The 12,751-nt window shown below is 35.5% G+C and carries 9 protein-coding genes and 3 pseudogenes; 4 read left to right on the top strand and 8 right to left on the bottom strand.

Annotation, left to right across the window (positions count from 1 at the left end; all coding sequences use genetic code 11):
- Window positions 1-325: 325 nt before the first annotated feature.
- Both R2J37_RS02505 and gmhB read right to left on the bottom strand, forming a co-directional pair.
- Window positions 326-1,118, bottom strand: a pseudogene (locus R2J37_RS02505) (nucleotide sugar dehydrogenase); the annotation flags it as partial.
- Between the two features lie 72 nt (window positions 1,119-1,190).
- Window positions 1,191-2,522, bottom strand: a complete 1,332-nt coding sequence (gene gmhB, locus R2J37_RS02500; RefSeq protein ID WP_316266140.1) for a D-glycero-beta-D-manno-heptose 1,7-bisphosphate 7-phosphatase — start codon at window positions 2,520-2,522, stop codon at window positions 1,191-1,193.
- A gap of 280 nt (window positions 2,523-2,802) precedes the next feature.
- On the opposite strand from gmhB, the pseudogene R2J37_RS15160 reads away from it, so the two are divergent.
- From R2J37_RS15160 to R2J37_RS02480, 4 genes and pseudogenes are all read left to right on the top strand, one after another.
- Window positions 2,803-2,913 (top strand): annotated as a pseudogene (locus tag R2J37_RS15160) (IS110 family transposase); the annotation flags it as partial.
- A gap of 161 nt (window positions 2,914-3,074) precedes the next feature.
- Complete coding sequence (istA, locus tag R2J37_RS02490) at window positions 3,075-4,688, top strand: IS21 family transposase (protein WP_316264359.1); 1,614 nt, start codon at window positions 3,075-3,077, stop codon at window positions 4,686-4,688.
- The gene (locus R2J37_RS02485; protein ID WP_087150789.1) at window positions 4,678-5,415 is read left to right on the top strand and encodes an ATP-binding protein; all 738 of its coding nucleotides are present in this window, start codon (window positions 4,678-4,680) and stop codon (window positions 5,413-5,415) included. Before istA ends, R2J37_RS02485 begins: the two co-directional genes overlap by 11 nt.
- A 142-nt stretch (window positions 5,416-5,557) precedes the next feature.
- A pseudogene (locus R2J37_RS02480) lies at window positions 5,558-6,106 on the top strand (IS110 family transposase); the annotation flags it as partial.
- A 259-nt stretch (window positions 6,107-6,365) separates the two neighbouring features.
- Here the strand turns inward: R2J37_RS02480 and R2J37_RS02475 are convergent.
- From R2J37_RS02475 to R2J37_RS02450, 6 genes are read right to left on the bottom strand one after another with little or no spacing between them, the layout of a single operon-like run.
- A complete protein-coding gene (locus R2J37_RS02475) occupies window positions 6,366-7,757 on the bottom strand; it encodes an oligosaccharide flippase family protein (protein WP_316266139.1) in 1,392 nt (463 codons plus the stop codon).
- Complete coding sequence (locus R2J37_RS02470) at window positions 7,757-8,935, bottom strand: polysaccharide pyruvyl transferase family protein (protein WP_316266138.1); 1,179 nt, start codon at window positions 8,933-8,935, stop codon at window positions 7,757-7,759. The genes R2J37_RS02475 and R2J37_RS02470 overlap by 1 nt, the downstream gene beginning before the upstream one ends.
- 7 nt (window positions 8,936-8,942) lie before the next feature.
- Complete coding sequence (locus R2J37_RS02465) at window positions 8,943-9,917, bottom strand: glycosyltransferase family protein (protein ID WP_316266137.1); 975 nt, start codon at window positions 9,915-9,917, stop codon at window positions 8,943-8,945.
- A complete protein-coding gene (locus R2J37_RS02460) occupies window positions 9,907-10,563 on the bottom strand; it encodes a D-sedoheptulose-7-phosphate isomerase (RefSeq protein ID WP_316266136.1) in 657 nt (218 codons plus the stop codon). Before R2J37_RS02460 ends, R2J37_RS02465 begins: the two co-directional genes overlap by 11 nt.
- Before the next feature lie 2 nt (window positions 10,564-10,565).
- On the bottom strand, window positions 10,566-11,576 hold the full coding sequence (locus R2J37_RS02455; protein ID WP_316266135.1) for a GHMP family kinase ATP-binding protein: 1,011 nt from the start codon (window positions 11,574-11,576) through the stop codon (window positions 10,566-10,568).
- A complete protein-coding gene (locus tag R2J37_RS02450; RefSeq protein WP_316266134.1) occupies window positions 11,576-12,742 on the bottom strand; it encodes a glycosyltransferase in 1,167 nt (388 codons plus the stop codon). The genes R2J37_RS02455 and R2J37_RS02450 overlap by 1 nt, the downstream gene beginning before the upstream one ends.
- Window positions 12,743-12,751 lie beyond the last annotated feature (9 nt).

Here is a 12,751-nt window from a genome sequence, read left to right as displayed (position 1 = left end):
CAATGTAAAAAAGTGGTTGACATTTGCAGACTACGAACGTATCCTGAAAGAGCATGGCCTGCTCTGATCTGAATCACTGTAGTCTTAACTCTGGAGGTGATACATAAAAAAATCCACGAAAAAAGGCCTGTTAAAAGCCTCTCTTGATCGTCATTGATTATTTATGCAATTATTAATAGTCCTGTTTTTGCCTGATTTTTGAAAGTATCTCCTGTCAGGTCTGTTTGCTATACCTATTTTTAGGAACTATCCATCTTAAAATCCTCACTCTTTCAGTATTTACAAGGCTTCGCGCCTCTTTGTCACCAGGTTATTTAGAAGAACCTCCCTGTATGCTGCTCTGACGGAAATTATCGGAATTAGATTTCATTGTCAGACGATAGACACCTACTACTACCTCATGTTCTTTATCAGCCGAGTAACTCTCTGAATTTCCATAGGCTCCTGCCAACTCCAGGACACGGTCTGCAATAAAATCCTTTCTTGTGCGGTTACTCTCCACAATTGCCTCAATCAGATTTTCCGGTACGTCCTGATAATTTGCAAGTAACTGTTTAGTGTCTTTAGGCAGACAATATCCACCGTATCCAAATGATGGATTATTACATTGATCTCCAATCCTAGGATCAAGACATACTCCTTTGATGATATCCTGAGTGTTTAACCCTTTCACTTCTGCATAAGTATCCAGTTCATTAAAATAGGATACTCGAAGTGCCAGGTATGTATTTGCAAATAACTTTACAGCCTCTGCTTCGGTAAATCCCATAAACAAAGTATCAATATTCTCTTTTAAGGCTCCTTCCTGCAAAAGTATGGGCAGCAGCCTCCGTTTTCTCATCACAACTTACGATAATACGACTGGGATAAAGATTATCATATAAAGCCTTTGATTCTCTTAAAAACTCCGGGCTGAAAATAATATTGCTGCTTCCAAATTTCTCCCTCACGGACCTGGTATATCCTACAGGAATTGTGGATTTAATAACCATAATCGCCTCTGGATTGACCTTCATCACCAATTCAATCACTGATTCCACTGCACTGGTATCGAAATAGTTCTTTTTACTGTCATAATTGGTAGGTGCAGCAATAATTGCAAACTCTGCATCTTTATATGTCTAATATATAGTATAAATACTTTCTCGCCGTATTGTTCTTCATACGTCATTTTAATAATTCTAAGGCAATTAATAATCCTCTAAGCTCAAGAACCAATCCACAAATTGATTTAAAGATTCAAAGGTATGGTCTTGTCCATAATCTTCCAGACTATTTTTAGATGAATCTTTCTTAACCAGTACAGTTTTACATCCAGCCGCTTTTCCTGCTTTAACATCATTTCCACTATCACCTATCATCCAGCTCTTTGTCAAATCTATATTAATATCTTCTGATGCCTTTAACAATAATCCTGGTTTAGGCTTTCTACAATCACAATCAAATTTCAACGCTTCAATTTCTCCCTTGAATCCGCTATGCGGATGGTGCGGACAAAAGTAAATACCATCAAGATAAGCACCTTTTCTCCCAAGTAGCGTCTCCATCTTCTTATGGATTTCTTCTAATTCATTCCAAGTCACTTCTCCTCTTGCAATTACTGGCTGATTCGTAATAACAACACAAAGGTAACCAGATAAATTAATCTCTCTAATAGCCTCCGCAACACCATCAATTAATTCAAACTCATTAGCATCGCGCAAAAATCCTTTATATACATTAATAGTCCCATCTCTATCCAAGAACACGGCTCTTTGTCTATTTAACAAATTTTTCTCTTTTACTTTCCCTGATTCAAAATCTTTCCTAACTTGATTTAAACGTTGAGGTGTCCCCATATCTTTCACATACTCTGGAGAATCATAGCAAAATATCTTCCCAGTTCTAACTAATGGCTTAAGTATTTGTCTATCAAGATCAATTTTAACTATTTCCCCATTTTCATTTACTCTTCCCACCTCACTTCCATCTATTATATCTAAAACTCTAGGAGATATTATATGAAGTCCTGCATTTACTCTATTATGATAAAATTCTGGTCTTGTCTCTTCTTCACCTAGCCAGTTTCTAACGCTTCCATCTGTATTAGCAATTATTAGACCGCTATCATAAGGATGGTCATTAGGATGTGTAAATATCGTAGCCAAACTTTTATGAGATTTATGGAATTTTATAAATCTATTAAAATCTATATCAAATAAACAATCTCCATTTAAAAGCAAAAAATCTGTGTTAAGTTTATCTTTTATCTTAAATAATGCTCCCGCATTGCCTAACGGCTTTTTTTCATTATAATACTCAATTCTTACTCCCCATTTTTCTCCATTTCCAAAATAGTTCATAATAGCATCGCCTAAATACGACACTGTAATAATTAAATCTTTAAAGCCCTGATTTCTCAAAGAAATAATTTCATGTTCAAGAATAGGTATTCCGTTTATTGGTATCATAGGTTTAGGTATCCCAGACACAACAGATCTAATCCTTGTTCCTTGTCCACCTGCCATAATTATCACTTTCATTTCATGTTCCTCTCCATCTCTTGTTTTTATCCTACTATTAGTATTGTCATAGTCATTCTTTACCTTTTCTACAGGTTAGACTATGCTATTTTAAGATACTGTGTATTGGTTCATTTCTCCTACTACTTGATAGTTTACGAAAGGCTCCATCCACAGTCTCTTTGTATAGTTGTTAATCAGTTAGATACCGCATGAGGGTTTATTTAGAACGAGGTCACAATCGCGAGGAGTACCTGTGGTTCTAAACAGTATCAAATTTATTCAAAAGAGATTCTTTAAAATTTACGTTGGAATTGACGTCGCAAAAGATAAGCATGACTGCTTTATTACAAACTCAGATGGTGAGGTACTATTTAAACCTTTCATTATCCCTAACAATCGTGACGATTTTGTGCAGATTGCCAGCCTAAACGGACACCTGTGCCATATTCGGCGGACAGTCTGAGACATAATTAGCGGACAAGTAGGGACACATTAACCGGACAATAGATCTTCAGATATAATAAGCGCATCTCCTTAAAATGGAGAAATATTATATCTGGAGGTCCTACTATGGATTACAAAAAAGTACTACGGCTTCACTTTGTGAACCATCTTAGCTGCCGTGAGATTGCCGAAAGCTGCGGCGACTGCAGCAAAACAACTGTCAACGAGTTCCTGAAACGCTTCAGGGAGAATCCGGAGCTTTCATACCCTTTACCGGCAGATGTCACGAATGAATACATCGGAAACATGCTTTATAAAAAGCCTGGTGTATCGGCGGATCAGCTCCTCTACCGGGATTTTAACAAGGAAGCTGTCTACAAGGCTCTGGCCCGCAAAGGAGAGACCCTGAAGCATCTGTGGCAGAAATACAATGCCATAGGTGTCGTAGATGGAAAGAAGCCAATGAGCTATCGCCAGTACTGCAGGCGTTACAGCGAATGGGCTGATTCCAAACAGCTGACCTTCCACATCCAGCGTTATCCCGGTGTCAATCTTGAACTGGACTATGCGGGGAAGCAGCTCTATCTGCATAATCACCAGAACCCGGATGAGACCACAAAGGTCACGATCTTTATCGCTGCCCTCACCTACAGTGATTATTTTTACGCTGAGGGAATGACCGAATGCGATATCCGGAACTGGATCCGGGTCAACAATAATGCTCTGTCCTATTTTGGCGGCGTGACGCCGACAATCACCCCGGATAATTGCAAAGTAGCAGTTGCCCGGAACAAAGACTGGATCAGCCCTGTCTTGAATAAAGATTTCCAGGCATGGGCAGAACATAACAATACGGTTTTAACCCCTGCCAAAGTGAAATCCCCCCGCTGGAAACCAGTTGTGGAAGGCCACGTAAAGATCATTACCATGCACATCCTCATGGATATGGAAGACATGGTCTTTTATTCGCTGGATGATTTAAACCGTGTCCTGATGGAAAAGGTGGATGCCGAGAACCGGAAGCCTTTTGAGGGGCTCACCTATTCCCGGTATGATCTCTTTACAACAGAAGAGAAGGAGACTCTCCTGCCTCTTCCGCCCAGCCGTTTTGAATATCTTGAACGAAAGACTGTTAAAGTAGCACAAGATTTCTCCTTCACCTTCGACAAAGTCCATTATAGCATGCCCCGGAAATATCTGCGACAGGAACTTGAGATCCGGGCAGGGGAAAAAGAAATCTATGTCTATAACAAACACGGCGACTTCATCCGGACGCATAAGCGGAGCTACACACCGAAAGACTGGGTGATCATCCCCTCGGATATGCCTGCCGGATACAAAGACTATGGCTATTGGACGGTGCCTTATTTTCAACAGAAAGCATCTGCTATCGGACCCAGCACCCGTGCTTTGATCGATGCAGTCATTCGAAAATACGCTTATCCGGTGCAGTCATTCCGAAGCTGCTTTGGTATTCTGCGGTATGCGGAGAAGTACTCGCCGGAAGCCCTGGAACGCTGCTGTAAAGACGCCGTTTTAGCTGGGAGATGCAACTATTCCTATATCTGTAACACAATCTCAACTTACCATAAAGAGCCGCTGCAAAGTACAATGCCACAGAGCAGTCCCAACGAAGATGCTGCAACAGCCGTATCCGGCGCCTACAAAGATGATGACAGCAAGTATTCCCTTAAGAACCTGCTGAAGCGTCAGGAAACGGAGGCAGGCAATGAAGAATAAGACTACTGATATCTATGAGATGTTGGACACACTATCCCTGCCGGTAGCCGCCCAGCGTTTCGCAGAACTGTCTAAAAGCCCTGAATTCGGCAGCTATACCGCTTTGCAGTTTATCCGTGAGGTTCTGGAACCTCAGTACATAGAAACACTCAACAACAGGTTTGAAACAAATCTGCGGCTCAGCAGCCTGATCAATAAAGGTGCTTTGGCCGAGAATCTGAAAACCGGCAACGGACGCATCTACAATGATGCCACCGTTGAACAGATCCTGAAATTTCATTTCGCTGAGAACCGGCAGAACGTCGGGATCTATGGAGTCACCGGTGCCGGCAAGTCTTATTTCCTGTCTGCCTGTTGTGTGGAAGCATGCAGACGTAATTACCGTTGTAAGTTCGTAGACTATAGTGACCTGCTGGACGAACTGATCGTCCTCAACCGCCAGGAAGACCTAAACAAGTATCGTAAGAGGATCAGATACTATGCACGGATCCAGCTGCTGTTCATTGATGATTTTGCCATAAGCAGGTATTCAGAAGAAGGGATCAAGATTCTGTATCATCTCATAAAACTTCGGGATGACCTTGGCACCTCCACACTCTTCAGCTGTCAGTATTCTCCAGATGAGTGGGGAAATCAGCTGAGTGACGAAAAGGAATGCTACGGTAAGCTTGACGGGATCAGACGCAGACTAACGACAGGATTTACTGTACTTATTGAGAAAGCATAGCTTTCTTCTGGAACACCGATCAATACTGATCAGTGGGGCGGAGTACCCTCTGCCCTGCTGATAACCCAGGCTGTCCGTTTAATATGGCCCTGACTGTCCGGGAAATGCGGCCCTGCTGTCCGCAGAAAGTGGCTGTTTGCATTTTGAAACCTTATTTCAAAGAATCATATCCATATCAAATGATTTAAATAAAGTAAAATTAGGACTGGAAGCCACCGGACACTACAGTTACAATCTTCTGGGACTTCTTCTTCATAAAGGCTGCCGCACCTTTATCATCAATCCGCTCCACACAAACCTTTATAGAAAAAGTCTTAGCCTTAGAAAGACTAAAACGGATAAGGTGGAGTCCCGTACTATCGCCACTATGATGATATCTGACATAAACTTAAACACGTCTTACCACAATGAGGAATTAAAGTCACTAACCCGTTACCGTTTTGATAAAGTCAAAGAACGGGCAAAGCTGAAAATTTCTGTTTCTAGACTTGTGTGTATTCTTTTCCCAGAGCTGGAAAATTCCTTTCTACGCTTCATATGGTTTCCATTTATGCTTTCTGAATTTCCGCGTGCTAATGTTATCGCATCAGCACACCTCACAAGGCTTTCTAATCTGCTCTCCGAAAATTCCAAAGGCAGATATGGAAAAGATACTGCTGTCATCTTTCGCAAAGCCGCAAGAAACTCTCTGGAGGCAAGCACTATAACGTTGCATTGTCTCATACCGCAAAGAAACTTGTATGGTTAATATTCGCAATGGAAAATCAAAGCAATCATACGTACCAACAGCTTAACTTATTCTGTAAATATCCCCTTTTGAAATAACACTCTGCTTGTCATGCAGTTTTTTAGGTACATCTTTATCTAAAATGCATTTCTGCAATTCATTCAAAAATTTTCATTTTAAACTTGACTTTTAATAGTTAGTCTTTCATATGTTTTCAATGTTTTTACATTTTTAATAATAATTTTATTTCTTTAATAGAACATATCGTATACGCCATAGCGTATAATGTTCCTATAATTAAGCTAATAATTTTATTATCCACTATAGAAATATAAAATCCTATTCCAAATGCTAGTATCATCGAAAAGATATGATACATGTCAATTCTAATTGAAATACATTTTTGCAGTTTGAAATAACGTATTAAGAACAAAACAAAATAAGATATCAATGTTGATATACTTGCAGCATACAACCCTATAATATTAATAAGTACTATGTTAATTCCTATGTTTGTTATAGCAGCTATCATTGACGTTATTCCTAGATTATCGGTATTCTTTACCCCCACAAAAATTCCACCATAAAAAGATGACATACACCAAAAAAAAGTTGCTACTATAAGAATTAAATTATGTATGTAAGCTTGCGAAAATTTTTCATTAATTAAAATGTCAAATATTATAGGAGAAATTACAAGAGTAATTGCAACCATATGTATACAAATATCTAATATAATTTTATGAATTTTATTGCAATACTCTTCATATTCAACACTTGCATAAGCTCTTGAAGCTGATTCCTGCCATGCTAATGAAAAAACAGAATATAGAGAAATAATAATATATGATAGTTTCCCGGCAGCGGCATATATACCATTATAAGTGGTATTTAAAAATTGATTTACTATCAACTTATCTGATAAATTTAAGATCCACCACGAAACATTATTTAAAATCATAGGAATAGAATATCCCACAAATGTTTTTAAAAGTGTTTTTTCAAACGAACCACTTTTCCAAATCCTTTCTTTCCAAATAACAACTAGTAGATACACTATTCCTACTATATTTGCAATAATATTGGCGCGTAATATACCAATTACCCCTATATTCTCATATCTTACATATATTATGCTAAACAATAGATTAATAAAACACACCAAAATACTATTCACTGTATATGCATAGTTTTTCCCAAGACCTCGAATAATTTGTAACAACACTGTAATTAGTACATTAAAATCTATAGCAAATAAAAAATAGTATTTCAATTTATAATCGATAAAAGGAAATAACATTATCGCTAATATATTGATTATGCTCAAAATAAATACTATTGTCAAAATGCCTGTTTTCAATATGGTGCTTTTTCTTTTTTTTTCTTTTGCATCTATCAAAAATCTAAAAACAGCTTGTTCAATTTGCAAACTTAAAACAGGAACTAATGCTGCAACTAAAGCGTTAAATACATCTATAGATCCATAATCATTAACCGATAACCATGATGTATAAAACGGAAGCATGATTACACTAATAAACTTTGTACCTATTGAACCAATTCCTAGTATTACTGTATTTTTTACTAAACCTGTACTTCTTATACTTTTCCCCATTACATTTCCTTTATAAACATCTTTTCAACAGATGTATATACTAAATTTTTATCAACTTTTTTTCCATATAGAAATTTCTTATTCTTTATACATTCTATAACTTTCTTTTCATCAAAGTAATCTATATTAAATAATGCCTCGGAAAGTCCTATTTCCTCCATATAGTTATCCGTTTTAAATCCGTATGAAATAGCAACTACAGGAACATTATATGCATGTCCTATAACTATTGGATGCATATTTGTACTGATGATAATTTGTGCCCCCGATAGAAGATTTAGGTATTCAAATACAGAACTACTTTTCACTATTTCAATATTATCCCCTAATTTTGCAGCAATTTCACATGCATATTGATAATCCCACTCTGTACTGACAATATATTTTATATTTTGTCCTTCTTCTATTAATGAGCGAAGAACTGTTTTAATTTTTTTATTATACTTTTTTCGTAATCCCAAGATCGTTTTAAATTTTTGTCCTAGCCAAAGCAAAGTCTTACCCCGATATTTATATTTCTCCGACCTATGATATCTATATGAGCAAAACATTACCACTACATATTCTTCAGTTGTATGAAAAACACTGTGAAAATCCGGGACACAATTAACTACATCGGGTATAATCTCTGTTTTTTCATGCAACTTAATGCTCTTCATTAAGTTGTAACTTCCTTTATCTCTTACATAAATTTTATTTACCATATTTAAGGCATAATATAATATTTTTTTATTTTTTTCTTTTCCAATTGGCCCAATTGTTTGTCCATGTATATAAATTTTACTCTTTTTTCTTTTAGCTAAAAGTATTTCTAAAACTCTAATTCTAAATGATTCTTCCCACTCTTCATTAAAATATCCACCCCCACACATAATAAATATATCGTTTTCAGAAAACATATTTACATATTTTTTTTCATTTGACGATAGACATACATCCTTTCCTTTGGCCCATTCCAACATATTTTTATAACTTACCATCCCATCCTTCACAAGCCTATGCAATGATAAGTTACATTGATATTTTTCTCTATACCTGTCTATATTACTACTATTATATGAAAGAATAGTTAACTCTCCAGTACCTTTGTACAATTCTATCATTTTTATGCTACAATATAGTATGGCTTCATCTCCCCAATTTCCATATCCCCACCCGCCTGAAATTATATAATTCATATTATTACTATTCCTTTCTTAATAACCTGAATAACATTTTTCTTTTCCAAAAATACATATAACTCATTTGCTCTGTTAGCTTTATTAAGGACTTATTATATCGTTTATATTTTCTATAATAATATAATTCAGATTTTAATTGCTGGGCACTTCTTTTATCATTATTATAGATTTGCTTTGTTGCATTACCCTCCTCATGTATTATTACAAATGTTGGGTCATATAACGTTATATATCCTTTCGACATAAATCTTTCCGACAAAATATTTTCTTCACAATATAAAAAAGTATTTTCATCAAACATGTTAACTTCAAAAAAATACTCACTCCGTATTAGCATAAATGCACCAATTACTCTATAAACAGCAGCAGTATTATCTACTCTTATTTTATCTGAAGATGTAAACAAAAAATGTAAAACTGAGTCTAAAGGCCATATACAAAAATGCAACATCCATCTTTTTATCAATCCAATATATCTATATGGCGACTGCTCCTTTCCGTCTATTCCTATTACTCGTGGACCTATTACAGCAACGGAATCATTATCAACAAATAGTTTACTATAATATGTTAAATCAATAGGTTCTATAAAACAGATATCGCTATTACTAAACAATAATATATCCATCTTCTCCTTTAAAACTTTTTTAGCAAAACAGGCTCCTATATTATTTGCTATGGCAAAACCGTAATTCTCTTTCAAACCAATAAAATAAATTGCGTTTTCTTTTTCTGTTCTATATTTCTTTATAAATTTAATTCTGTAATCTATATTTTTTATTTCACCTAGCTTATAATACATTTTTTCAAATCTACATAACTCATTGTCCATCCCAGTTTCTACAACTATATATGTTTTTTTTAACGGAAAAATGTTCTTTTCAGCATCATCTATGTATTTTTCTGTTCTTTCTACAGTATTATAGTCTACAATAACTATGGGTATCATTTTCATACTACTCACAACTTTATTTTCCAAAAAATTTATCTTCCAACATTAAACACCAACAATGATATACAGGAAGATGTAACTCCTGTATCATGTATGTTTCATTTTCAGGCACCTTAACTGCAACATCTGATACTAATGCCAATTCCCCACCCTCTGCTCCAGTCAAACTAAGAATTTTCATCCCTGAAGCCCTGGCAACTACAGTTGCATTCATAATATTTTTACTATTTCCTGATGTTGAAATTCCAAGAAAAACATCTCCTTTTTTTCCAAAACCGAACAACTGTTGTGCAAATACCCCCACCCCATCTACATCATTGATATATGCCGTTGTCAATGCTTCATGCGCTACTAACGGAATTGCCATAAGTGTTTGTTCCAAATTCTGTGCTAACACTGGACCTCTTTTTGAATCAATCGAAATTAATTTCTTTGCATATTCCTTACTAACCGGGCGCGGTATTTTAAAACATTTCATTAATTCACCAGCAATATGTTCCGAATCACTTGCAGATCCACCATTTCCGGCTATCAAAAGTTTCCCTCCAGTCCTGTAACAATTTTCTAAAACAATATATCCATTAATAATATCTTCTCTAACACTCATTAACTTTGGATATCTCTCCATTAATAACTCTACATGCTTTTCTATCTTTTTATCTAATAATCCCATTGTCACTTACTTTCCTTTCTAGGTTCATAGAGCTCCGGAGTATAATGTATTACTCTCGTACCTCCGTTTTCAAATCTGAAGGGAATATATAGCAATTCTTTCATAGCTCTTTTTACTGCCTCTTGATTTTCAGGACATACATAAAATATCAAAAAACCTCCCCCGCCTGCTCCTAACAGTTTGCCACCAAGTGCACCTGCTTCTATTCCTTTAAGATACAACTCATCAATACTATTTGTTGATATAGCAACTCCTGTTTGTCTTTTCAATTTCCACGTTTGATTGAGTAATATTCCAAAATCATCTATGTTTTTTTCTTTATCCACGAGCACTTTTTCTGCCTCATCAACCAAAGAATACATTTCTTTTAATTGTGCCTTCTTTTCATTCTTAGAAATTGCATTTACTCTCTGAATATCAGATGAAAATCTTGTAAATCCCGTGAAAAACATTAATAAATTATTATTTAGTTGACTTTTTCTATCGGGAGAAATGATGACTGGCAAAACTTCATATCCATCCGGTCCAAAATTTATTCGATTTAAACCTCCAAAAGAAGCCGCTATTTGATCCTGCCATCCCCCCGCTTCATTACACAATACTCTCTCAAGATAAATAGCCTCATCGGCCAACTTTTTTTTATCCACATATTTTCCCTTTAAAGCGTGAAACGCATTAAGCATTCCTACCGCAAAAGAAGAAGAGGTCCCTAAACCAGATCGCGCTGGAAGATCGGCTTCATATGTAAGACGAATCTCATGCATATCAAGCAATTTCATCGCCTCTCTTATCGCCGGGTGTTTAATATCATCTACTTTTGTTACCCTCTCCATTTTTGAATATGCAATTTCTGTACTATAATCAAAAAAGCGCGGCAAATGCCGCACATTTACATAACAGTATTTATCAAATGTTGTTGAAAGTACTGCCCCGCTATTTTCCCTAAAGTACTCCTCTATATCTGTTCCACCGCCAAAAAACGACATTCGGAATGGTGTTTTTGTTATTATCATTACTTTTCTCCTATTTTAGAAATATATTCTTTATATCTTTGAATGCTGCTTCTCATACTGATATTTATACAAAATAAATGATAAATTTTTTCTCGTGACTCAAGTAGCGTCCTATTGCAACAAATATCTTTTATTTGTCTTATAAAATCACTTTCCGAATCAGCAATATATTTTCCAAAATGCAAATCTTCATAACCAATAAAAGCATGCTTTGTTCCTATAATAGGTAAGCCATAAGAAAATGCTTCTGCTACTTTTACTTTCATCCCAGCTCCATCGAATACTGCTGCAATATAAATATCTGCGTTTCGAAATAATGATTCCATTTCATTTGGAGTATCAATTAGCCTAACATTTGGATATTTTTTTATCGCTTCTTTTATGCTTTCATTTGGATGTGCCCCTGCAATAGTAAGAAATGCATTATCAATAATATCTTCAGTACTTAATTTTTCCCAAACATTATTTAAAAACCAAAGAACGCCCTCTATATTGGGCGCATAACTCAAACTTCCTGTTATTAATATATTTTTCTTTTCATTTATTTTTTTGCATTTGAGGAATTGACCTTTTTCGTCTATGCAGACAGGATTCTTAGTTATTTTTTCTGTTTCCAGATTATATAATTCAATTGCTCTCTTGATATCCTCATTAGTAAGAAATATAAACATATCTCCGTCTTTCATTACCTTTTTTTCATTAATCCAAAATGAGTAGTAACGCATCTTATTCGCCATGGTTCTGCTCATTCGATAAATATTATATGCATAATCCTTCTCTATATTGTGTATTCGTATCATGCACTTTTTCCCATATTTATGACATTCATTAATCAAAAAAGAATATCGACTAAATTCTATATGAACAAAATCATATTGTTCCCAATTAATGTGGTTCTTACAATTCATCCATGAATAATAAAAAGAAGTACTAACTTTTTTCGTAAAAAATCGAATTATACCTAATAACTTACTTTCTTTTTTAGATTTTAATATCGTATGTATATGAACTTTATTTATAGTATCTGAAAATAATTCAATTTCATATGCAGGACCTATATAATCCACTTCACAATTTCCAGCTAAAGATTTAATAGACTGATACACTCCTAGCCCACCACCAGATTTTTTATCTGGTGGCACAAAAGTTATTTCTAATACTTTCATCTTCTATTG

This window comes from Claveliimonas bilis, from assembly GCF_030296775.1.
GTDB lineage: Bacteria > Bacillota > Clostridia > Lachnospirales > Lachnospiraceae > Claveliimonas > Claveliimonas bilis.
This window is presented reverse-complemented; position numbering and strand designations above follow the sequence as displayed.